Annotated in this window: 20 protein-coding genes; 7 read left to right on the top strand and 13 right to left on the bottom strand. The window is 62.4% G+C overall.

The features are described 5' to 3' along the window. From glyS to Q0S16_RS09180, 7 genes are all read right to left on the bottom strand, one after another. On the bottom strand, positions 1 to 1,328 hold a 1,328-nt coding region (glyS, locus tag Q0S16_RS09210; RefSeq protein ID WP_295847366.1), incomplete at its 3' end, for a glycine--tRNA ligase subunit beta. 1 nt (position 1,329) lies between these two features. Then, a complete protein-coding gene (locus tag Q0S16_RS09205; RefSeq protein ID WP_295847362.1) occupies positions 1,330 to 1,788 on the bottom strand; it encodes an endonuclease domain-containing protein in 459 nt (152 codons plus the stop codon). A 92-nt stretch (positions 1,789 to 1,880) separates the two neighbouring features. After that, positions 1,881 to 2,813, bottom strand: coding sequence for a glycine--tRNA ligase subunit alpha (locus Q0S16_RS09200; protein WP_295847360.1), 933 nt, complete (start codon positions 2,811 to 2,813; stop codon positions 1,881 to 1,883). Between the two features lie 497 nt (positions 2,814 to 3,310). Then, positions 3,311 to 3,502, bottom strand: a complete 192-nt coding sequence (locus Q0S16_RS09195; protein ID WP_295847369.1) for a hypothetical protein — start codon at positions 3,500 to 3,502, stop codon at positions 3,311 to 3,313. A gap of 108 nt (positions 3,503 to 3,610) precedes the next feature. Continuing rightward, positions 3,611 to 4,486: a S49 family peptidase gene (locus tag Q0S16_RS09190; protein WP_295847358.1), complete on the bottom strand. Its 876-nt coding sequence runs from the start codon at positions 4,484 to 4,486 to the stop codon at positions 3,611 to 3,613. A 218-nt stretch (positions 4,487 to 4,704) separates the two neighbouring features. After that, entirely contained in the window at positions 4,705 to 5,469 is a 765-nt protein-coding gene (locus Q0S16_RS09185) for a methyltransferase (protein WP_295847353.1), read from the bottom strand. Further along, entirely contained in the window at positions 5,462 to 5,689 is a 228-nt protein-coding gene (locus tag Q0S16_RS09180; protein WP_295847352.1) for a DUF2007 domain-containing protein, read from the bottom strand. Before Q0S16_RS09180 ends, Q0S16_RS09185 begins: the two co-directional genes overlap by 8 nt. 223 nt (positions 5,690 to 5,912) lie before the next feature. Here Q0S16_RS09180 and Q0S16_RS09175 point away from each other — a divergent pair, with 223 nt between their 5' ends. Further along, positions 5,913 to 6,923, top strand: a complete 1,011-nt coding sequence (locus Q0S16_RS09175) for a polyprenyl synthetase family protein (RefSeq protein WP_295847349.1) — start codon at positions 5,913 to 5,915, stop codon at positions 6,921 to 6,923. 36 nt (positions 6,924 to 6,959) lie between these two features. Here Q0S16_RS09175 and Q0S16_RS09170 read toward each other — a convergent pair whose 3' ends face one another. The 3 genes from Q0S16_RS09170 to rocF all read right to left on the bottom strand — a co-directional run bounded on the left by Q0S16_RS09170 (position 6,960) and on the right by rocF (position 9,999). Then, positions 6,960 to 8,561: an alpha-amylase family glycosyl hydrolase gene (locus Q0S16_RS09170; protein ID WP_295847347.1), complete on the bottom strand. Its 1,602-nt coding sequence runs from the start codon at positions 8,559 to 8,561 to the stop codon at positions 6,960 to 6,962. A 90-nt stretch (positions 8,562 to 8,651) separates the two neighbouring features. Then, positions 8,652 to 8,915, bottom strand: coding sequence for a hypothetical protein (locus Q0S16_RS09165; protein WP_295847344.1), 264 nt, complete (start codon positions 8,913 to 8,915; stop codon positions 8,652 to 8,654). Between the two features lie 115 nt (positions 8,916 to 9,030). Continuing rightward, positions 9,031 to 9,999 carry an arginase gene (gene rocF / locus Q0S16_RS09160; protein WP_295847338.1) on the bottom strand — a complete coding sequence of 323 codons (969 nt, stop codon included), beginning with the start codon at positions 9,997 to 9,999 and terminating at the stop codon, positions 9,031 to 9,033. Positions 10,000 to 10,218: 219 nt separating this feature from the next. Between rocF and glgX the strand changes: the two genes are divergently transcribed. Continuing rightward, positions 10,219 to 12,324 carry a glycogen debranching protein GlgX gene (gene glgX / locus Q0S16_RS09155; RefSeq protein ID WP_295847329.1) on the top strand — a complete coding sequence of 702 codons (2,106 nt, stop codon included), beginning with the start codon at positions 10,219 to 10,221 and terminating at the stop codon, positions 12,322 to 12,324. A gap of 185 nt (positions 12,325 to 12,509) precedes the next feature. Further along, positions 12,510 to 13,358, top strand: a complete 849-nt coding sequence (locus Q0S16_RS09150) for a transglutaminase family protein (protein WP_295847323.1) — start codon at positions 12,510 to 12,512, stop codon at positions 13,356 to 13,358. A gap of 152 nt (positions 13,359 to 13,510) precedes the next feature. On the opposite strand, the gene Q0S16_RS09145 is transcribed toward Q0S16_RS09150, so the two are convergent. Next, the gene (locus Q0S16_RS09145; RefSeq protein ID WP_295847322.1) at positions 13,511 to 15,034 is read right to left on the bottom strand and encodes a permease; all 1,524 of its coding nucleotides are present in this window, start codon (positions 15,032 to 15,034) and stop codon (positions 13,511 to 13,513) included. Beyond that, positions 15,031 to 15,783: an ABC transporter ATP-binding protein gene (locus Q0S16_RS09140; RefSeq protein ID WP_295847318.1), complete on the bottom strand. Its 753-nt coding sequence runs from the start codon at positions 15,781 to 15,783 to the stop codon at positions 15,031 to 15,033. Before Q0S16_RS09140 ends, Q0S16_RS09145 begins: the two co-directional genes overlap by 4 nt. Positions 15,784 to 16,307: 524 nt before the next feature. Between Q0S16_RS09140 and Q0S16_RS09135 the strand changes: the two genes are divergently transcribed. The 3 genes from Q0S16_RS09135 (at position 16,308) to Q0S16_RS09125 (ending at position 19,753) form a co-directional block, all read left to right on the top strand. Next, entirely contained in the window at positions 16,308 to 16,988 is a 681-nt protein-coding gene (locus tag Q0S16_RS09135) for a Crp/Fnr family transcriptional regulator (RefSeq protein WP_295847311.1), read from the top strand. A 192-nt stretch (positions 16,989 to 17,180) separates the two neighbouring features. After that, positions 17,181 to 17,624, top strand: coding sequence for a response regulator (locus tag Q0S16_RS09130; RefSeq protein WP_295847304.1), 444 nt, complete (start codon positions 17,181 to 17,183; stop codon positions 17,622 to 17,624). A 167-nt stretch (positions 17,625 to 17,791) separates the two neighbouring features. Next, positions 17,792 to 19,753, top strand: coding sequence for a methyl-accepting chemotaxis protein (locus Q0S16_RS09125; protein ID WP_295847299.1), 1,962 nt, complete (start codon positions 17,792 to 17,794; stop codon positions 19,751 to 19,753). A 12-nt stretch (positions 19,754 to 19,765) separates the two neighbouring features. Here the strand turns inward: Q0S16_RS09125 and Q0S16_RS09120 are convergent, their stop codons facing one another. Then, the gene (locus tag Q0S16_RS09120) at positions 19,766 to 21,376 is read right to left on the bottom strand and encodes an acyl-CoA synthetase (protein WP_295847280.1); all 1,611 of its coding nucleotides are present in this window, start codon (positions 21,374 to 21,376) and stop codon (positions 19,766 to 19,768) included. Between the two features lie 184 nt (positions 21,377 to 21,560). On the opposite strand from Q0S16_RS09120, the gene Q0S16_RS09115 reads away from it, so the two are divergent. Continuing rightward, positions 21,561 to 22,406 (top strand): DUF1499 domain-containing protein, encoded by an 846-nt coding sequence (locus tag Q0S16_RS09115; protein ID WP_295847277.1) that lies wholly within the window; start codon positions 21,561 to 21,563, stop codon positions 22,404 to 22,406. Positions 22,407 to 22,459 lie beyond the last annotated feature (53 nt).

The raw sequence follows: 22,459 nt of genomic DNA, 5'->3' as shown, positions 1-22,459 counted from the left end.
GCCGGGCCCTGCGGCTTGTAGTGCTCTTCGCTCGCAGCGGCCACCGAGACGTCTTCGCCCTGCGCCAGCGCATAGTACTTGCCCATCAGGCCCTGCAGCTCGGGGAATTCGCCGACCGTCTCGGTCACCAGATCGGCCTTCGCCAGCAGCGCCGCGCGTTTTGTCTTCTCGACATCGGCGCCGACCAGCGGCGCGATCTCGGCGGCAAGGCGCCCGATGCGCGCGATGCGCTCCGCCTGGGTGCCGAGCTTTTCGTGAAACACGATATTGTCGAATTTCGGCAGCCGGTCTTCCAGCCGCGTCTTCAAATCGCTCTCATAAAAGAATTTGGCGTCCGACAACCGTGCGCGGATCACCCGCTCATTGCCGGCGACGATCGCGAGGCCGCCGTCGCTCGCCTCGATATTGGCGGTCAGCACGAACTTGTTGGTGAGCTTTCCGGTCGCGGGGTCGCTGACCACAAAGCACTTCTGGTTGTTGCGGATGGTGGCGCGGATCACCTCGCCGGGGATGGTGAGAAAGGCCTCGTCGAACGAGCCCATCAGCACCACCGGCCACTCGACCAGTCCGGACACCTCGTCGAGCAACACGGCATCCTCCACCAGCGCCAGATTCTGCGCCTCACAAAGGGTCCTGGCCTCGGCGAGGATGATGTCGCGGCGCCGCGCGGGATCGAGCACGACCTTGGCCGCGTATAATTTGGCCACGTAGTCGTCGAAGCGGCGCACCGCGATTTCCGCCGGTGCCATGAAGCGATGGCCGCGCGTGGTCTGGCCCGAGCTGATGCCGTTGAGTTCAAACGGCACCACTTCCGGTTCTTCGGTATCGATGCCGAAGGTGGCGACGATGGAATGCAGCGGCCGCACCCATTGCAGCGCGCTGGATTTCGCCGAGGCCGTGCCCCAGCGCATCGATTTCGGCCACGGAAAGGTGCGGATGATCAGCGGCAGGATCTCCGCCAGCACATCGACCGTCGGCTTGCCGGGTTTTTCGGTCAGCGCGATATAGAAATCGCCCTTCGGATCGCGCTGGATCTTTGCTTCGTCCAGCGAGGCGAGGCCGGTGGCTTTCAGAAAGCCGGCGATCGCGGCCTCGGCGCCGCCGACCCGCGGCCCCTTGCGCTCCTGCTTGAGGTCCGACTGCCGGGCCGGAATGCCGTGCACCGTCAGCGTCAACCGCCGCGGCGTCGCAAACGCCTTGGCGCCTTCATAGACGAGGCCCTCGGCGACCAGCCGGTCGGTGACCATGCGGCGCAGATCCTCCGCTGCCTTGGCCTGCATGCGCGCGGGGATTTCTTCGGAGAACAATTCGAGCAGGAGATCGGGCATTTTAAGTTTCCTCTCGGCCTCGTCGCGCCGAGGAAAGATTTGAATCGCTGTTGCTCCCCTCCCCCCGCCTTCGGCGGGGAGGGGACGGGGGTGGGGGGCTGCCATCAACGCCGATGCTGCCGCAAATCGATTCCAGCACGCCTTCGATGTTGCTCAGCACGTCGTTATTCCAGAAGCGAAGAACGCGATATCCACGCGACCCGAGATAGGCCGTACGACGCTCGTCGCTCAGGCTACCGGCGCGCTGGCCACCATCGACCTCAATCACAATTTTCGTTTGATGGCAGGCGAAGTCGGCGAAATACCAACCTATCGTGACCTGCCGTCGAGAGTGCGACTTGCCTGGAAAGATGTCCCTGAGATGGATCCAGAGCTTCTTTTCGGCCTCGGTCGGGTCGCGGCGAAGCGCGCGCGCGCGGCGCACACGCTTGTCGACTGGCCGTGGCGTACGATCTGGCATCGTCCCCCCACCCCCGGCCCCTCCCCGCCGAAGACGGGGGGAGGGGAGCTGGAACGTCGGCGTTTCACGTGTAGTTCGCAACAGCAACTGTATCACGAAGCGCCGCCCGCCTCGGTGTGGATCCAAGCTTCGCCGCAGGCTTTGGCGAGGTCGCGGACGCGGCCGATATAGCTCTGGCGTTCGGTGACCGAGATCACGCCACGGGCGTCGAGCAAATTGAAGACATGACTGGCCTTGATGCACTGGTCATAGGCCGGCAGCGCCATCAAATGCGCTTCCTTCTTGCCATCGCGCCAGCCGGCATCGAGATATTTCTTGCAGGCCTGTTCCGCCATTACGAACTGCCTGAACAGCATGTCGGCGTCGGAATGTTCGAAATTATGCCGGGAATATTCCTGCTCGGCCTGCAGGAAGACGTCGCCATAGGTCACCTTGTCGGCGCCGTCGCGGCCGTTGAAGTTGAGGTCGTAGACATTGTCGACGCCCTGCACATACATCGCCAGCCGCTCGAGGCCGTAAGTGAGTTCGCCGGCCACCGGCGCGCATTCGACGCCCGCGACCTGCTGGAAATAGGTGAACTGGCTGACTTCCATACCGTCGCACCAGCACTCCCAGCCGAGCCCCCAGGCGCCCAGAGTCGGGCTCTCCCAGTCGTCCTCGACGAAGCGAACGTCGTGCAGCGCGGTGTCGATGCCGATCGCCCGCAGCGAACGCAGATAGAGATCCTGCAGGTCCGGCGGCGACGGCTTGATGATCACCTGAAACTGATAATAATGCTGCAGACGGTTGGGGTTCTCGCCATAGCGGCCGTCTTTCGGCCGCCGCGAGGGCTGCACATAGGCGGCCTTCCAGGGTTTCGGCCCCAGCGCGCGCAAAGTGGTGGCTGGATGGAAGGTGCCCGCCCCCATTTCCATGTCATAGGGCTGCAAGATCACGCAGCCTTGATCCGCCCAGAAGCGTTGCAGCGCCAGGATGAAGCCCTGGAACGAACGTTCCGGGCGCATATGAGGGGGCAAGGAATCCACGGTCACGTCTTGGGTCACGTTGGGGTCACGATCTCGGTCAATGGGCTGGAGTCGCCGGCGTCAGGGCGCGCGGACCGTATCGGCCGGGCCTCCGGGAATCAAGGCAGTGCGCTGGATCGGATCACGTTAACCCGGCGGTAACCATGGTCGACGACCGGACGGTTGCGGCTGGGCGGTGTTAGGAATTGGCTTTTAACTTGGCGTGAGTGCGGAACGAACTTGGCCGCTGCCGGTTATCCTTTTGAATGGCAGCGCGACCAACACGCCGAACTGCCGGAACCACAAGACCTCCAAGTTTTGCCCAGGCTTCCAACGTTTGCTCGCCGGTTTCGAGGATGGTGCCCCATCCTCAGACCGGCGCAAACATGTTGGAGGCCATTTTTGCGTGGGTTGAGTTGAAGGACCTCTCCACGTCATTCCGAGGAGCGCTTGCGACGAAGCAATCCAGCCCGCGCTTCTCGATTGCTTCGTTTCGCTCGCAATGACGGCCGAAAGGTTTACCCCGGCCGATAGGCGCCGGTGGCGGGATCACGGCGCAGGGTGCGGACTTCGGCCGGATCGGCCTGTTCGCTGACCCGCGCCAACCGCGCCTCATCCAGATCGTGATTGATGCGTTTCGCGGTCCGGTAGGCCCAGCGAATAATGGCGGCGCTCCCGAGAGCGCCCGCGATGGCGACCAGCGGCGGCATTGCGCGATCCTTGTCGGTCATGACTCACCCTTTGCTGGCGCCAGTGTCGCCCAAGCCCAACCGTCCCGCAATTGACTTTTACGGGACCAGACACCGTGAATCCCGGCTTCAGAAGCCGTATTTGGCCCAGATCGCCCGCGTTTCCATCGCCGAGATCAACTGCTCGGGCAGACCTGACAGACCATCCAGCGCGAGTTGTGAGCCGGCGCCCGATTTGCGGCCCAGCAGGCCGGACAGCAGGCCGGTCGGCTGTGAGATCACCGGCGTCTGCACCTTGTCGCCAAAGCGGGCACGCAGCACCGAGCGCAGGTCGCCCACGGCATCGGCGAGGCCCAGCGCGATCGAACTCTCGCCGGCCCAGTATTCGCCGGAGAACAGCGCGTCCTCGGCGCCTTTCAGCCGGGCGCCGCGGCTGCCCTTCACCAAAGCGATAAAGATGGCGTGGATTTCCCGTTGCAGCGCCTTGATGCGGGCCACGTCGTCCGGATTTTCCGGCAGAAAAGGGTCCAGCGTCGCCTTGTGTTCGCCCGCTGTGTAGAGCCTGCGCTCGACGCCGATCTTCCTGATCAGTTCGGTAAAGCCGAAAGTACCGCCAACCACGCCGATCGAGCCGACGATCGAGGACGGATCGACAAAGATCTCATCACCGGCACAGGCGATCATATAACCGCCCGACGCCGCGACATCCTCGACGAACACCAGCACCGGCAGTTTCTTCTCGTCAGCCAGCGCGCGAATCCGCAGATAGATCTGCCGCGATTGCACCGGCGACCCGCCAGGCGAATTGATCACCAGCGCCACCGCCTTGGCATTCTTGGTGGCGAAGGCGCGCTCCAGTGTTTTTGCAACGCCGGCGAGCGACAGGCCAGGCCGTAACGGTGTCGCCGCGCCAATGACGCCGGAAAGTCGCACCACCGGCACCACTGCCGCATTTCGGACAAACCGCGCCGGCAATAGCCGCATCAAGAAGTTGGATTTGATCATTTAGATTTCCTCGGAATTAACCGTATTTTATCACGCGGGTGTCATTGAACCGGGTGACGTTAACAGCGTTGCAATTTCAACAGGCCGAAGCGCCCCCAGCGGAGAAAGACATGAAGATTTATCTTTTGATGCTGATTATCGGCACATTGCTTACTGCGATACATTTCACCTCAACGCCGCAAAAGCGCTCCGAAACCCAGCCGCGGTAACCGGCTTTTTCATAGCGATGCCCAGGGCAGCTGAGCCTGGCCCGCCAGCACCTTTCCGATATAGGGATCCGGCGCTCCTGCCGCATCCCGCAAGTTCAGCGCCGTCCAAAGTGCCGCGGGCGCGCGCCCGCCTTTCACAGCCCGCACCAGGATTCGGATCGCCGGCGCCGCCGGGTCGCCATGCACCGGCAGGATCGCGAAGCTGCCGAAGCCGCGATCGAGCGTCGCGAGCACATCGGCGATTGCATCGGCCCGCCAGATCAGCATCAGCACGCCGCCCGACTTCAGTAATCTCCGCGCCGCGTGAACCCAGCTTTGCAGGGTCGCCGCCGTAGCCACGTGAGCGATTTCCCGCGATTTGTCCGGCGAGGCGCGGTGACGGGCAGGATCATTGAACGGCGGATTCATCAACACGATGTCGGCGCTGTCGGGCGGCAGTGCCGCCGCGACAAAGGCCCCGGCGCTGGCGGTAATATCAAGCGTGATCACATCGACCGCCAGATCGTTGGCCGCCGCATTCGCGCGCGCCAGTCCGGCCAGCCGCGGATCGATCTCCACCAGCGTGAGCGCGATACCATCGACGCGACGGGCCAGGGCCAGCCCGGCGGTACCGATTCCGGCGCCGAAATCCACCACCCGCGCGCCGGGCCGCGCGGACGTGGCCGCCGCCAGCAGAATCGCATCGTGGCCGGCCCGGTGGCCTGTTTTCGGCTGCCGCAACCGCAATTGGCCGCCGAGGAAGGCATCCTCCGTAGTGTCCTCGGTCTCAGTCATCGAGCCGCAGCTCATGGGCGAGGCCCGCATCGGTCAGCACCTGCCGGGCTTCCCGGGCGTCATCCTCATGCACCAGAATCCGGCGCGGGATCACCCCGGCCGAGCCCTCGAGGATGCTCATGTTCTGGTCCAGCACGAGATAATGGAGATCGGCGCCATCAAGCAGCGCTCCCACCGCCGACACCAGCACCACATCATTGGTTCGCAGCAATTCGCGCACTTCAGATCGCTCCCGTACCGGTTTGCCGTCAAATGTCCGGGACCAGCCCGAGGGCCGATGCCCTTGCCGCGTCCGCTCGCAGTTTCTATTGTGCGGCCGATATCCATTCAGCCGGTGAAGACACCTGTTTTCAACCTGAATCCGCCCTATTTGACCATAAGCGTCTTCTGGTGCGACCGGCCCGCGGTTGCCTGATTGCGCTCACGAACCCGGAGACTTAAGCGTGGCGGTGATTGTTCCCTTCGAGAGCCCCTCGACAGCATCGATAGATCAACTGGTGGGCCTTGTCGCGACCGATATGGAGCGCGTCAATGCGACCATCCTGTCGCGCACCGGCTCGGAAGTGACCATGATCCCGGAAGTCGCCAACCATCTGATTTCCTCAGGCGGCAAAAGACTGCGGCCGATGCTGACGCTGGCGATGGCCAATCTCACCGGTTATACCGGCGAAGGCCATATCAAGCTCGCCGCTTCCGTCGAATTCATGCATACCGCGACCCTGCTGCATGACGACGTGGTCGACCAGAGCGAACTGCGCCGCGGCAAGCTGTCGGCGCGGATGCTGTGGGGTAACGAGGCCAGCGTTCTGGTCGGCGACTTCCTGCTCGGCCAGGCGTTCCGCATGATGGTCGAAGTTGGCTCCTTGCGGGCGCTCGACATTCTCTCCTCCGCCGCCGCGACCATCGCCGAGGGCGAGGTGATGCAGCTCGCCGCCGCGAAGAACACCGCCACCACCGAAGACGAATATCTCGCCGTGATCCGCGGCAAGACCGCCGAGCTGTTCGCCGCCGCCTGCGAAGTCGGCCCGGTGATCGCCAACCGGCCGAAGGCCGAGCAGACCGCCTGCCGCTCCGTCGGGATGAATCTCGGCATCGCCTTTCAGCTGGTCGACGACGTGCTCGACTATGGTGGCAAGGCCGCCAAGCTCGGCAAGAATGTCGGCGATGATTTTCGGGAGGGCAAGATCACCCTGCCGGTGGTGCTGGCGTTTCGCCGCGGCAACGATGCCGAGCGCGCGTTCTGGAGCAAGGTGCTGGAGCGCGGCGAGATCGAGGACGGCGATCTCGATCACGCCATCGGCCTGATGACCAAGCATCGCGCGCTGGAGGACACGATCAGCCGCGCCCACCATTACGGCGCGATGGCCGTCGACGCGCTGGCGCTGTTTCCGTCATCGCCGATGAAGACCGCGCTCGAACAGGTCGTCGCGTTCTGCCTGGCGCGCTCGCACTGATCCAGATAGCCTGAGCGCGTGCCTGATGGCGGCGCTTCAGGATGCTGGCTCGATCCGCAGCCGCACGATCACCCCCTCGTCGCCGCGCAGCTCCAGCGCGCCGGAGACATTCTCGTGGCGACGGTCGAGCTGCGTTCCGAGCAGGATTTCGCCGGCCTCGACATGAAGCGAGGCCGGATCGGCGCCAAGATTGAGCACGATCAGTAACGTCTGCCCGTCATAGGCGCGTTGATAGGCCAGCAGGCTGCCGGAGGTCGCGACCGGACGATAATTGCCGAAGATCAATTCCGGCGATCGCCTCCGCAGGTCGATCAGTTGAACATACAGGCTGAGAATGGAATGCGGATCAGCCGCCAGCGTCGACGCATTCTGCGTGAGATAATCTTCCGCGAGCGGCAGCCACGGCTCGCCGGTCGAGAATCCCGCCCTTTCCGTGGCGCCCCATTGCATCGGGGTGCGGCAGCCGTCGCGGCCGACACCGAGGCCGGGTACGTTCTTCTCGAATGGATCCCGCACGCGGTCAGGCGGAATCGCGAGCTGCTTCATGCCGAGTTCGTCGCCGTAATACAGCGTCGGCGTGCCGCGCAGGGTCAGCAGCAGCATCGCTGCGACCCGCGCCTGGGCCTCGCCGACGCGGCTGGCGATGCGCGGCCGGTCATGATTGCCAAGCACCCAGTTAGGCCAGGCGCCGAGCGGCAACGCCGCCTCGTAATGCGCGATCATTTCACCGATCTGGGCCGCATTCCACGGCGCCGACAGCAGTGCGAAATTGAACGGCAGATGCGCGCCCGACAGGTCACGGCCGTAATAGGCTACCAGCCGTTCGACCGGCAGATAGACCTCTCCGATCAGCACGCGATCGTCGAACTCGTCGACCACGCGGCGCATCTCAGCCACCACATCAAGCGCCTCCGGCCGGTCGGTCGAATACAGCGGCAGCACCGATTCATGCGGCGGACGCCCGACGCCGTAACCGGGATTGGCCGGGTTATCGCGAAATTCGTCGTCCTTGATCAAGTGCCAGATCACATCGACGCGAAAGCCATCGACGCCGCGGCGCATCCAGAATCGCATCACGTCGTAGATCGCCGCGCGAACTGCCGGATTCCGCCAATTCAGGTCCGGCTGCCTGTCAAGAAACGCATGGTAATAATATTGCTGCGTCGGCTCGTGATATTGCCATGCGCTGCCGCCGAATTCCGACATCCAGTTGGTGGGCGCGCTACCATCGGGCTTGGGGTCGCGCCAGATATACCAGTCGCGTTTGGGATTGTGCCGCGAAGCGCGGCTCTCGATGAACCACGGATGCTGGTCCGACGTATGGTTCGGCACCAGATCAAGAATCAGCTTGAGCCCCAGATCATGCGCGGCGACGACCAGCGCGTCGAAATCTGCCGGGCTGCCGAACAGCGGATCGATGCCGAGATAGTCCGAAATATCGTAACCAAAATCCGCCATTGGCGAGGGAAAGATCGGCGACAGCCAGATCGCATCGATGCCGAGCTGACGCAAATAAGGCAGCCGGCCAATGATGCCGGCAAGATCTCCGACCCCATCACCATTGGAATCCTGAAACGAGCGCGGGTAGATCTGATAGATCGTACCGGCCTGCCACCACACTGTCGCTGCGGAATTCATGTTCGAGTATTAAACCAGTATCGCATGCGAATATTTACCCACACAAAAAGCGGCCTCCCCCGGGAAGGCCGCTTTTCATCGTGGCTCAGACTAATCGCGCTCGATGACAACCGAGCGACGCTCACCGCGATCATAGTCCCGGTCACGATCCCGGCGCTTGATCACGACGGTATCTCCCCGATCTCGGCGATCGCGGTAATAGTCGCGGTCCGGATCGCGATACCGATCGCCGCGCACAGCCCCCACGGTGACGCCGCCGGGACCGACGCCAACACCGATTTCCTGGGCCTTGGCGGGAATTGCACTCGTAATGGCGGCCGCAGCAACGGCCATGATTGCGAACTGCTTGATCATCTGCGTGCTCCTGTGAGGATGAACTATCTGTTAGGAAAGTCGGTATCGCGGGGATAGTTCCGCAATATTCCCGCCACTGCTGCCATCGTCCCGAAGAAGCGAATAATTCAGAAAATTACCGCGGCGGCAGGATCGCATTGCTCGGCATCGGGCTATCTGTAATCTGCTGGCCGAACAGGCTGCCGACCAGTTCGACCATCACGCGGGCGGTTCGGCCGCGCTCGTCAAGGAACGGGTTGAGCTCGACTACATCGAGCGAGCACAGCAGTCCAGAATCGTGCAAAAGCTCCATGATCAGATGCGCTTCGCGATAGGTGGCGCCGCCGGGCACCAGGGTGCCGACGCCCGGCGCCGTCGCCGGATCGAGGAAGTCGACATCGAAGGAGACATGCAGCACGCCGTTGCGCGCCCTGACTCGTTCGATCACGCGGCGGATCAGCACGCTGACACCGAATTCGTCGATCTGCCGCATGTCGGCGACTGCGATCCGTCGCTCGCGTACCAGCTCCTTCTCGAGCCGGTCGATCGAGCGGATGCCGAACAGATCGAGATGGGCGGGCGTAATCGAAGCCCGCGGCTCGGCACCGAGCAGACCGTCGAGCCCGGGCTCACCGCACAGAAAGGCCGCTGACATGCCGTGCATGTTGCCGGTGATGGTAGTAGCCGGCGTATTGTAGTCGGCATGGGCATCCAGCCACAGCACGAACAGTTCGCGCCCCTTTTTATGCCAATGCCGGGCGATGCCATTGACCGATCCCATCGACAGGCTGTGATCGCCGCCCAGAAAGATTGGCAGTACCCCGGTCTGCGCCAGGGCGTAGGCCCGCGCGCTCAGCGCCTGAATCCATCGCTGGATATCGCGGTAGTGCCTCGCATTTTCCGGCGGAATGTCAATCGACGGATACGCGTCCAGCAACGCCAGGTCGCCGTGATCCTCAACCGCGAAACCGAGCTCCTGCAACAGCGTGCCGAGCCCGGCGGTGCGCATCGCCGCCGGACCCATCAGGGTGCCGCGCTGCGAGGCTCCGACCTCGACCGGTGCGCCCAATAGCGCGATCCGCCGGTATGGAAAAAACTCTATCATGGACGACACTCCAGCATCGGGCTCATCATGGGTCGCAGGCCGCGGACAATGTCCCACCCAGCAGCGCGTTCCACCGCGGAACACGGTATTGAAATCCAGCGGGTGCGATGAAAATATGAAAATAACTTCCAAAAGCGTGACGCTGCACTGCAACGTATTGGCGCGCAGATAGTTATAGAGCGAATTTGATTTCGGGCTTTTCCAATCAGCGGGGCAATCGTGACCAATAGAACAGTCGAAGAAGGCCTACCCTATCCCTTGGGCGCGCATTGGGACGGGAGCGGCACCAACTTTGCGCTGTTTTCTGGCAATGCCACCAAGGTTGAAATCTGCCTGTTTGAGGGCGACACCGAGACCCGCATCGAACTTCCGGAATATACCGACGAGGTCTTTCACGGCTATCTTCCCGATGTCGTCCCCGGCACCTTCTATGGATACCGCGTCCACGGGCCCTATGAGCCGGAGAACGGCCATCGCTTCAATCCCAACAAGCTGCTGCTCGATCCCTATGCCCGCGCCCATGCCGGACAGCTGGAATGGAATCCGGCCGTGTTCGGCTACAAGATGGAGACCGGCGACGATACCACGTTCGACGAGCGCGACAGCGCGCCATTCATGCCGAAATGCGTCGTGGTCGACAAGAATTTCGACTGGACCGGAGAGGCCGGCCGGCAAAACGTGCCATGGGACCAGACCATCGTCTACGAAGTCCACGTCAAGGGCTTTACCAAACAGCATCCCGACGTGCCCGAGGCGCTGCGCGGCACCTATGCCGGCTTCGGCAGCGATGCGTCGGTCAACTATCTGAAAGAGCTCGGCGTCAGCTCAATAGAGTTGCTACCGATCCACACTTTCATCAATGATGATTATCTGCTCGAAAAAAAGCTGACGAATTACTGGGGTTACAACTCGATCGGCTTCTTCGCGCCCGACCCACGCTATGCGTCCGACGTCCCGAACTCGCTGCGCGAGTTCAAGGAGATGGTCGCAAAATTGCATGCCGCCGGCCTCGAAGTGATCCTCGACGTGGTCTACAACCATACGGCCGAAGGCAATGAACTGGGACCGACGCTGTCGTTCAAGGGCATCGACAATGCCAGCTACTACCGGCTGATGCCGGACAAGAAGCGCCATTACATCAACGACACCGGCACGGGAAATACGGTCAACCTGTCGCATGCCCGCGTCATCCAGATGGTCAATGACAGCTTGCGTTACTGGGTGCGCGAAATGCATATCGATGGCTTCCGCTTCGATCTCGGCACCATTCTGGCGCGCGAAGTCTATGGCTTCGACGAGCAGAGCGGTTTCCTCAAGGCGGTCGATCAGGATCCGTTGCTCACCACCGTCAAGCTGATCGCCGAACCATGGGACATCGGCCCCGGCGGCTATCAGGTCGGCGGCTTTCCGCCCGGTTGGGCGGAATGGAACGACAAGTTCCGCGATACGATGCGCGATTTCTGGCGTGGCGAGGCCTCGGTGGCGGCGCTGGCGCCGCGGCTGTCGGCCTCGGCCGACATGTTCAACCATCATGGCCGGCGCGCCTGGTCTTGCGTCAATTTTGTGACCGCCCATGACGGCTTCACGCTGAACGACTGGGCCAGCTACAACGACAAGCACAACGAAGCCAACGGCGAAGACGGCAAGGACGGCAGCTCCAATAATGGCTCCTGGAATTGCGGCGTCGAAGGCCCGACCGACGACAAGGAGGTGCTGGCGCTACGCAACCGGCAGAAGCGCAACATGCTGGCATCGCTGCTGTTTTCCCAGGGCACGCCGATGCTGCTCGGCGGCGACGAATTCGGCCGCACCCAGAACGGCAACAACAATGCCTACTGCCAGGACAGTGAAATCTCCTGGTTCAACTGGAAGCTCGATGATGACGGCAAGGATCTGCTTGGATTCACCAAACGGCTGATCCGGCTGGTCAATGACTATCCGATTCTGCGCCGTAGTCGCTTCCTGACTGGCCAGCATGACCCGCATCTCGACGTCAAGGATGTGACCTGGATCAACGCCAATGGCGGCGAGATGCAGGATGAGCACTGGTCGGATGGCAACATGAAATGCTTCGGCATGTTGCTGGACGGCCGTGCCCAGAAGACGGGTATCCGTAAGCGGGGCGAAGACCAGACCATGCTGATGGTCCTGAACGGTTTCGAGGGACTGGTCGACTTCACGATGCCGGAGGCAGCCGCCGGGGCCGCCTGGGAATTACTGGTCGATACCAACATGCTCGACAAGCCCACTGGCGAGGACTTTCCGTTTGGCCATGTATACCAGGTCACCGGGCGTTCGCTGCTGCTGCTGTCGCTTAAAGACTAGTCCCCTCTTGTGAGCGCGTTCACGGAATGATCGTCCCGGCCCGAAAGGGCCGGGACGATCTGCTTCGAGCTACAGCACAAGGCCCATAATTTCCGCACTTTCACCCTCCTGTCTTCGGGAACGAAGTCCAGCCACTACACTTATCTGGCAACGTTAATTCGATTTGCAGAACATGGAGATCGGCAGTGCAGATCCGGGCAGGATACGACATCGCGTTCCAGTGCTTTCAGGAAACGCCCATGATCCTGATGCTCAGCATCCACCCCTCGCGGGCCAAGGACCTACAAACCCCTCATCGGATCACCTTCGCCCAGGACGTCCAGGCGCGCGACTACCTCGACATGTTCGGCAACACCTGCACGCGGATCATTGCCCCGCCCGGCGTGATCGAAATCCACAATCAGTTTCTGATTTCGGACAGCGGGCTTGCTGATGCTGTTGTATCCCATGCGCATCAGACGCCGATCGCGCAGCTGCCCGATGATGTGCTCGTCTATCTGCTGGGCAGCCGCTATTGCGATACCCAGAAATTGTCAGAACTGGCGTGGTCGATGTTCGGCGACGTGCCCGCCGGATGGCAGCGGGTGCAGGCGATCGCCGATTACACGCATGAGCGTATCGAGTTCGGCTATCACCACGCCCGCAACGACCGCACCGCATGGGAAGGTCATGAAGAACGCATCGGCGTGTGCCGCGACTTCGCGCACCTCGCCGTGACATTATGCCGTTGCATGAATATTCCCGCGCGTTATTGCACCGGCTATCTCGGCGACATTGGCGTTCCGATCGATCCGGCGCCGATGGATTTCAGTGCCTGGTTCGAAGTCTTTCTCGATGGCCAATGGTATACGCTCGATGCCCGCCACAACCATCCGCGGATCGGACGTATTGTCATGGCGCGCGGCCGGGATGCAGCCGACGTTGCAATCTCGACCGCCTTTGGCCCGGCGCCACTGGCGAGGTTCAAGGTGATCACGGACGAGATCACCGACGAGGATGCGCCTGCCGTCGCTCCGATCTCGATGGTGGCTTAATACAGTCCGCCATTATAATGCGATCCACTATCCGTGATGCCCGGCTCCGGCCAGACCGCGGTGTCCAACGAACGAAAGTCCGCGGATTGCAAAGCGGGCTTTGCCATCCCCAGCGCGGTTTTATAAATTGAGCCGGCGGACTGAGGCCGCTATCATAACCGTGTCGGGCTGAGTTTCCAGGCCAGTGCGATCACCGACGCCGTCATCAGCGCTGCCACCGCCGCCGCGACCGGCACCACCAGCGCGAGCGCGGCGGTAGCCGCCCAACCGATCGAGGCGAAGGCCTCCGCAAACGTCGCGATGCGGGAAGAAGTTTGCCGCCGGCGGAAATGGCTGCGGCGCGCCTGCACGCGGAACCAGAGTTGGATCGAGGTCGCGGAGGCGGCCGCGATGATCGCGGTTGCCGCGGTTACTGCTGCGAGTCGCAGCGAGACCAGCGCCAGCGCCACGATCAGTGGCGCGAGCACAATTCCAATCAGAATCAGGACTACCTCGATCTTGGCCTGTGTGACCGAGGCTTCCGGGAGCGGCGCGGTTGCTACCAGATCGGCCGCGTCTTCGCCGGAGATGGTCAGCCAGGCCAGCCCGCCCGCCAATTGCCCGGCCGCCATCACGATCACCGGCGCCAGCACGATGAAAGCCCCAACCCCCTCGCCGAAACTGTTCCACAGCATCAGCGCCGGCGGCAGCAGATACAGCAACTGCATCAGGGTCTGCGACATCAGCCACGGATCGCGCCACAGCAGACGGAATTCCTTGCGGCGCAGAGCCGCCTGACGTGATCCGCTGCGAAACGGCGCAGGTTTGGTCGCCCTGTGGATATTCGTTTTCGGCAGCACGCGGGCAACATAATTGCTGAAGCGCGGCGCGAAGATCGCCATGGTAACGCCAAGCAGCAGCAGGCTGCCAGCCAGCAGCGGCAGCAGCGCCCCAATATCGCCAAGCATGGCCCGCGCCGGCCACCACACCACGCTGTCATCGGCCGGCGCAAAGGCGGCCGTGGCATCCGACGTCAAGACTGCGAAGCGTGACAGCGTGCCATAGGACAGGATCGCCGCCACCTGCAATGCGATCACAAAGCCGGCGCCGGTGACGGCGGAGATAATCTGCGCCACCGCGCGCGTCCTGACGGGACCACAAAGCTGAAACAGCCCGACCGTCACCGCAATGGCGACCGCCGCCGCCGACAGGCCGATGACAATGACCACCGCATAGGCCACGAACCAGCGTACGCCGCCGCCGAGCACCAGCACGTCGATGAACGGCGTCGCCAGCAGCATTGCCATGATCGTAACCGTCAAGGCGATCGCGGCGATGCGTACCGAGAAGACATTGGTCAAAGGCACCGGCGAGGACATGATGCGGTCGAGATCGGCCCGCGCATAAAACACCCGGGTCACCGATTCGATCGCCTGCGAGAGCATCAGTGCCCAGGCGAGAAACAAACTGACGCTCATGATAATCAGCGTCGACTGCTCAATCGGCATTTCCACTTCGGCAAAGCGGCCGACCACCGCGTAGGCCGGCAGATGCAGGAACGCGAAAAACAATACCATCACAATCGAGGCGCTGCGCGCGCGCCAGCGCCGGCCGGCGGTCAGCATGCCCAGCAATTCGCGCCACGCGAGCCGGATTTCATGGCGGGCAAACCAGGTCACGGACACTGACGTAGTCATGCCGCTACCGGCGCAGTCTCCACCAGCGCCACGAACATGTCCTCAAGGCTGGTATCGCCTTGCCCGTTCTGCTGGCGCAATTCCCCGAGCGTGCCTTCGGCAATCAACCGTCCCGCCGAGATCACCCCGATACGATCTGCCATCCGCTCGGCGACTTCGAGGATGTGCGTGGTCATGATCACGGTGCAGCCAGCGCTGACCCGCGCCTGCAACAGACCCTTGACGTGACGCGCGGAGACCGCGTCGAGGCCGGTCAGCGGTTCATCGAGAATGATCAGGCGTGGCTCGTGGATCAGGGCGCCCGCCAGCGCTACCTTTTGCCGCATGCCTTTAGAAAATCCTTCGCAACGCTCGTGCCAATGCGCTGCGAGGCCGAGAGATGTCAGCAGCTCGTGCGCCATCCGCTCTGCCGCCCTGGCGTCACAGCCCCACAGTCCGGCGACGAATTCAAGATATTCGAGCGGGGTCAACTTGTCGTAGATCATCGGTTCATCTGAAACCCACGCGGTGATCTGCTTCGCCGCCACGGGATCGCCGAGCGCATCGATCCCCAATATACGGACCGATCCGGCGTCGGGCCGCAGCAGGCCGGCGACCATTCGCAATGTCGTGGTCTTGCCGGCGCCGTTGGCACCGAGCAGCGCGTAGAACTCGCCACGACGCACCGTAAGGTTGAGGCCGTCGACCGCCGGGCGATCGTAATGTTTTGTTAGCTCTCGCAATTCGAGGGCGAAATCCTGCTCGATCATAATACTCGACAACCCGCATGTTGCATCGCGTTCGTAGGATGGGCGCAACTAGTTTCAGCGCGGTGAACGCGCAAACCAAAACGACGGATTTCGACGAAATCAATCTCGATTGCTCCATCAAGAATATCATCGAGACGCGGTATGTTTTATTATGGGTTGATCAAAATTGGACAGACGATAACTGGCCTCTGCTGCACCCTGTAACCGATGAATTTGCTCGGGTTTGAATGCCAGCGATCAGGGTCCGCCGCCTCTGTATCGCAGCGTAAGGCTGAATCGACGGGCAGTTCATCCAAGAGCGGGACGAGAATAATTTTCTCCTGCCAAGTCGCGTCAAGGTTGGCATTTTGCCCCATTTGTCTGCCGGGCGCGTTAAGAGCTCCGTCGCCCCCCGACGGAGCTCTTTTTTGTTGCCTCGCCCCGGCACTTTTCCAACGACAACGGGGCGACACAACCAAGAATGTCTTTGTGCTATACCGGACATAACGCTAGGATGTTGTGATATAAACAAAAGGTCATTGGCAGTGGGCACAGCCCTTAAGGATACCTTCGATCCGAAAGCTTTTCTCGCGCGAGTGGGACAAGGAAAGACGATCAGCGAATACAAAAAGCACCAGAACATTTTCTGTCAGGGCGAGACGGCGACGTCGGTATTTTATATCCAGAAAGGCAGGGTCAAGCTCACGGTTCTGTCCGAGCAGGGCAAGGAAGCCGTCGTTGGCATCCTGGAAGCTGGACAGTTCTTTGGCGAGGGCTGCCTGAATGGCCATCCGCTTCGCATCGCCACGACCACGGCGCTTGAGGACTGCGTGATCACCTCGATCACGACCGCTGCGATGATGTCGACCTTGTATAACGAGCCCGCCTTCTCCGAACTCTTCATGGCCTACCTCCTGACTCGTAACTCCCGGGTTGAGGAAGACTTGATCGATCAGCTATTCAACTCGAGTGAAAAGCGGCTGGCTCGCTTGCTGCTCATTCTCGCCAATTTTGGCAAGGAAGGTGTTACCCAACCGATCGCGGTCGAACTCAGTCAAGAGACGCTGGCGGAGATGATTGGAACAACACGGTCACGGGTCAGCTTTTTTATGAACAAGTTCCGCAAGCTGGGATTCATCAGCTACAATGGTAAGATTGAAGTGCACAACTCACTGCTCAACGCTGTCCTTAACGACAAGCCGCAGATCCGGCGCGAGGACGCCTAGGCGGCGGACAGCGGTAATTGCCAAGTGACTTTGTCATACTTTTTGGCTGAGCATTTTTGAGCAGCGAATCACACAATCGCAGCGGCACTGATAAGCAAAGTATATAGCGCGCATCCGCCGACCGGTTCCGCACCGGCGATGGGGCCTTGGCGTTCGCCCCGCTACCAAAACGCGCCATCCGGAGGATTGGCCATGGCGAGCATTCTGATTATCGACGACGACAAGGCCGTCCAAATCATCGTCAAACTGCTGCTCGAACGCGACAACCACGAAGTCACCTGCGCGGGCGATGGCCCTTCGGCGCTGCGGGTGTTTCGTGACGGTAGGTTTGACCTGCTGATCGTCGATATCTTCATGCCCGGAATGGATGGACTTGAAACCATGAAACGGGTGCATGAATACCGATCCGACGTCCCTATCATCGTGATCTCCGGCCATGCTTTTTCAACGAAGAATGCGCGATTACCGGATTTTCTGTCGATGTCGACCCGGCTTGGCGCGTTCTGCAGCCTGCGGAAGCCGTTCAAATCCGCGGTGCTACTGTCGCACGTTGCCCGCTGTCTGGATCGCCCCGCGGCCGCGACGAAGCCTGGCGGCACGACATCAGAGGCTAGCGTCATCTCTCCGGAGCTCTGACGGCGCGACCCGCGGAGTGGCCTTTATCAGGTGGCAATAAATACCACTCAGGTCGCGGCACCGCGCCATTTCACCATGATTAACAGCTCCTTCACGGGAATTCCCTATGGCTTGAGCAGGGAACAAGCCGCGCGACACAACGAGCCTCGCGGCCGAGGGGCACACCGATGCACGCACTGAAATCCATTTCAGCCCGCATGATTTTTGCGATCACGCTGGTAGCGGCAGGTGCTTGCGGTGTCATCGCCGCCTTCAGCATGTGGCAGCAACAGTCCATTGTAGAAACCGCGCTGGAGCGCGAACTACAGAATGACTATCTCAACTTGACCGCCGCGCTGAATGCCGAGACCCGCACGACATTGTCGGTCGCGGAGACGCTGGCTGCGATGCCGCAGTTGAAAGACGCGATGCGCGCACGGGATCGCGCGGCCACGCTGGCCTTGCTCGCCCTGCCCTATCAGAGTCTGAAGCTCCGCGGACTTGAACTTGTGACTATCGCATTACCCCCGGGCATCGCTTTCGCGCGCATTCACAATCCGATGGTGTTCGATGACGATATGACCACGCGGCGCAAGACGCTCGCACAGGCGATAGGTGCGCGTAAATCTTTCGGCGGCATCGAAGCCGGACGCGATGTGCTCAACGTGTTCGGCTCGGCGCCGGTCATCGAAGGCGACACCCTGATCGGCGTCGCTGATGTCGGTGCGCCGTTTGGCAACGGCTTTGTCGAGAGCATGAAGGCCCGCTTCAAGGTCGATGTCGCCATCCACCAGCTCGATGGCGAGCGTGCCAAGACGCTGGCATCGACCTACTCCGGCACCGCGACCGACCCGGCCGTGATCCGCCGCGCGCTGGCGGGAGAACTCGTCATCCAGCACGGCGAACTCAACGGGCGCGCTTCCGCGACCAGCTTCGGCCGGATCAGCAACTTCTCCGGCGACCCGGTCGCGGTGTTCGAGATCGTCCGTGATTCCAGCGCCTATCGTACCCTGACCACCACATCGATGACCTGGCTGGCTGTCGCATCGGTCTGCGTCTTGTTGCTCGCCGGCGCCATCGCCACCCTGCTGGGCCGCGGCATGGCCCGCCCGATCAAGGCGCTCGACTCGGCGATGCGGGACATCGCAGCCGGCCATCACACGATCGCAGTGCCCGGCGCTGGCCGCCAGGACGAGATCGGCTCGATGGCCGGCGCCGTCGAGATTTTCAAGAACGGCCTGATCGAGACCGAGCAGATGCGCGCCGGTCAGGAGCAACAGCGGGAACGGGCCCTGCTGGAGCGCCGCGACACCATGAACGCGCTTGCCAGCCGTTTTGAAAATGGCGTCGGCAGCGTCGTCGGCGCCGTCGGCTCAGCGGCCGGCGAGTTGCGCAGCACCGCGCACACGATGGCTACCACTGCCGTGGAGGCCACCCGCCAGACCGCGGCCGTCGCCGCGGCGTCCGGCGAATCGACGCAGAGCGCGCAGGCGGTCGCGGCCGCCGTCGAACAACTCAACGCCTCGATCCGCGAGATCGCCCAGCAGGTCAACGAATCCGCCCGCATAGCCAGCGATGCCGTCTCCCAAGCCAACACCACCTATTCGGAAGTCCAGAGTCTCGCCGAAGCCGCGCAGAAAATCGGTGACGTGGTCAAGCTGATCAGCGAAATCGCGGCGCAGACCAACTTGCTGGCGCTTAACGCGACCATCGAGGCCGCGCGCGCCGGTGAAGCCGGACGCGGCTTCGCCGTGGTTGCCTCCGAGGTCAAGGCGCTGGCAACCCAGACCTCGCGGGCAACCGACGAAATCTCGGCGCAGGTCGGCGCGATCCAGGACGCCACCCGGTCATCGGTCGGCTCGATCCTCGGCATTACCTCAACGATCGGACGGGTCAGCGAGATCGCCAGCGCGATCGCCGCCGCGGTCGAGCAGCAGGGCGCAGCTACCTTGGAGATCGCCCGCAATGTCGCCGAGGCCGCGCGCGGCACCAGCGAGGTCTCCGAGAACATTGTGGGCGTCGATCAAGCCGCTCGCGAAACTGGCATCGCCGCCACCCGCGTCGTGGAGTCGGCGGCCGATCTCGCGCGCAACGGCGACGACCTGAAGACCCAGGTCGATACATTTTTGCGGGAAGTACGGGCGGCGTAACGAAGCAGCGCCCTATCCCAGCGCGCGCAGTTCCCGGCGCAACACTTTTCCCGTCGCCGTCATTGGCAGGGTTTCGGCGAACTGCACGTGGCGGGGATATTCATGCGCGGCGAGCTGAACCTTGACGAAATCCTGGATTTCGCGGGCCAGCGCGTCATCGGGCGAAAAACCCGGGCGCAGCACGATCCACGCCTTGATCGCCTCGGTGCGGATCGGATCAGGGATGCCGACCACCGCGGCATTGGCGACCGCGGGATGTTTCAGCAGCGTATGCTCGATTTCCGACGGGCCGATACGATAGCCGGCTGACGTGATCACATCATCCTCGCGGCTGACATACCAGAAGTAGCCATCCTCATCCTGCACGCCGAGATCGCCGGTGAGCAGGAAATCGCCGGCGAATTTCTTCACGGTGCCTTGCGGATTTCTCCAGTACTCCAGCATGGTGCAGGGATTGGGCTGGCGCACGCCGACGATACCGCGCTCGCCGCGCGGCAGTTCTGCGCCCTGCTCGTCGACGATGCGGACGTCGAACCCCGGCGTCGGCCGGCCCATCGAGCCCGGCCGGATCGCAAACAGCGCCGAATTGTTGCCGATCACCAGGTTGCATTCGGTCTGGCCATAGATCTCGTGGGCGTCGATGCCGAAGGTCGAGCGCACCCAACCGAGCAGTTCCGCGCCGAGTGACTCGCCGCCGGTCAGCATGCTGCGCAGCTTCACCCCGGGATGTTTGACGTCGGCCTGGCGCATCAGTTTCAGCGCGGTCGGCGGCAGGAACACGTTGCGCACATGGTGGTCCGCCATCAGCTGCATCGCCGCGGCCGGATCGAACTTTTTCGCACGGTGCCCGACCACGGGCACGCCAAAATACCAGGCCGGAAACAGCGCGTCGAACAACCCGCCGATCCACGCCCAATCGGCCGGCGTCCAGTAGATATCGTCCGGTTTCGGGAAGAAGCCGTGCACCATCTCGACATTGGGCAGATGGCCGAGCAGCACCCGGTGCGCATGCAGCGCGCCCTTGGGATTTCCCGTCGTACCGGAAGTGTAGATGATGATGGCGGGATCGTCGCAGGAGGTGTCGACGGTGCAGAAGTCTTCCGAGGCGGCGTTGATCGCCGTCCAGAACGATTGCGTGCCAGCCGGTGGGGTGCCGGCGATGACATAGACCTGCGCGAGGTCAGGTAGCCGGTCGCGGATCTTTCGCAGCTTCTCCCAGCCCGAGGCGTCGGTGACCACCGCACGGGCGCCGGAATTTTCGAGCCGGAATTGCAGCGCGTCCTGGCCGAACAGAGTGAACAGCGGCACCGAGACCAGGCCCGAGCGGAACGCGGCGAGATGCACCACCGGCAATTCCACCGATTGCGACAGGAACACCGCAACCCGGTCGCCGCGCAAGAGGCCGTCGGCCGCGAGCACATTCGCGAAACGGCGCGAGAAGGACTGCATCTGGTCGAAGGAGAAGCGGGAGGTGGCGCCATCCTCGTCGACATAGATCAGCGCCAGGCGCCCAGAGCCGTCGGCATGGCGGTCGCAGGCTGACGTCGCGATGTTGAAGCGCGCCGGCACCTGCCAGCGGAAATCGCGGTAGAGGCTGTCGTAATCGGCGGTTTCGGTCAGCATGGCAGCTCCCTGCGGCCTTCACCTCTTTCTTGGAATGCGGAGAGGTTGCAGGCCAGCGTGCCCTTCTTAGACGATGCCGGCAGCCCGCCAAAGTCCCTTGAATTTCCGGCGCCTTCATGGTCTCAAACAGGGATTGCCGCCCGGCCCCGCGCCCCGCTGACCTCGAATTCGACAGAAATCCACCATGGCCCGCAGGTTTTCCGCCGCCTACCAGTCGGAGCCGGTGTCCAGCCTGGCGCTGTGGGCGCGGCGGCTGGCGGTGTTCGCCGCTATCGCAGCCCTCGTCTCGATCTTCATCGTGCGGTTCGGCTTTCTCGACGTCAAACCGGCGCTGATGACGTTTTTTGGCGCGCTTGGTTTTGCCGGGCTTTCGATCCTGGTGGCTTTGTGCGGCTTCATTGCGATCTGGCGCAACGGTTCGCGCGGCATGAGCCTGATCCTGCTGGCACTGATGCTGGACATCGTGATCCTCGCCTACCCGGGCTATCTCGGGCTGCGGTCCCGCAAGCTGCCTGCGATCCATGACATCACCACCGACCCGATCGACCCGCCACGCTTCGAGGCGCTGGCCCGGCTGCGCAATGGCGACGGCGCTAACTCCGCTGTCTATGCCGGACTGTATTCCGCCGAACTGCAGCGCGCCGCCTATCCCGACATCGAGCCGGTCGATTTGGACGTGCCAGTGCAGCGCGCCTATGATCTGACCCATGCCATCGTCACCAAGCGGAAGTGGCTGATCATCGACGAGCGCCCGCCGCAGCCGCCGCGCCTGGTCGGCCGCATCGAGGCGGTGGCGCGAACGCCGATCATGGGATTTCGCGAGGACGTCACGATCCGGGTGACGGCGGACGGCGAAGGCTCACGCGTCGATATCCGATCGTCGTCGCGCTATTTCGAGGGCGACCTCGGCAGCAATGCCGCGCGTATCGCCAAGCTGATCGCGGATATCAACACGGCCGCCGACAGCACACCGGCGCAGAAGAAAACGCCGACGCCGGCGAAGGCGTTGCCGAAGGCTGTGAAAAAGTAAGGCGCGCGTCCCCTCAGCCGTCATTGCGAGGAGCCCTTGCGATGAAGCAATCC

Source organism: Tardiphaga sp. (genome assembly GCF_025356345.1).
In the GTDB taxonomy this organism is placed as follows: Bacteria; Pseudomonadota; Alphaproteobacteria; order Rhizobiales; family Xanthobacteraceae; genus Tardiphaga.
This window is presented reverse-complemented; position numbering and strand designations above follow the sequence as displayed.

Coding starts and splice junctions, on each gene's coding strand:
- Q0S16_RS09195 (WP_295847369.1), bottom strand. CDS start 3,502: ATGCCGCCGCTGGTCGCCATCGCGGGCGCTCTCGGGAGCGCCGCCATT.
- Q0S16_RS09140 (WP_295847318.1), bottom strand. CDS start 15,783: ATGATCGAGCAGGATTTCGCCCTCGAATTGCGAGAGCTAACAAAACAT.
- Q0S16_RS09115 (WP_295847277.1), top strand. CDS start 21,561: ATGGCCCGCAGGTTTTCCGCCGCCTACCAGTCGGAGCCGGTGTCCAGC.
- rocF (WP_295847338.1), bottom strand. CDS start 9,999: ATGATAGAGTTTTTTCCATACCGGCGGATCGCGCTATTGGGCGCACCG.
- Q0S16_RS09185 (WP_295847353.1), bottom strand. CDS start 5,469: ATGACTGAGACCGAGGACACTACGGAGGATGCCTTCCTCGGCGGCCAA.
- Q0S16_RS09170 (WP_295847347.1), bottom strand. CDS start 8,561: ATGAATTCCGCAGCGACAGTGTGGTGGCAGGCCGGTACGATCTATCAG.
- Q0S16_RS09190 (WP_295847358.1), bottom strand. CDS start 4,486: ATGATCAAATCCAACTTCTTGATGCGGCTATTGCCGGCGCGGTTTGTC.
- Q0S16_RS09205 (WP_295847362.1), bottom strand. CDS start 1,788: ATGCCAGATCGTACGCCACGGCCAGTCGACAAGCGTGTGCGCCGCGCG.
- Q0S16_RS09125 (WP_295847299.1), top strand. CDS start 17,792: ATGCACGCACTGAAATCCATTTCAGCCCGCATGATTTTTGCGATCACG.
- Q0S16_RS09145 (WP_295847322.1), bottom strand. CDS start 15,034: ATGACTACGTCAGTGTCCGTGACCTGGTTTGCCCGCCATGAAATCCGG.
- Q0S16_RS09120 (WP_295847280.1), bottom strand. CDS start 21,376: ATGCTGACCGAAACCGCCGATTACGACAGCCTCTACCGCGATTTCCGC.
- Q0S16_RS09165 (WP_295847344.1), bottom strand. CDS start 8,915: ATGATCAAGCAGTTCGCAATCATGGCCGTTGCTGCGGCCGCCATTACG.
- Q0S16_RS09130 (WP_295847304.1), top strand. CDS start 17,181: ATGGCGAGCATTCTGATTATCGACGACGACAAGGCCGTCCAAATCATC.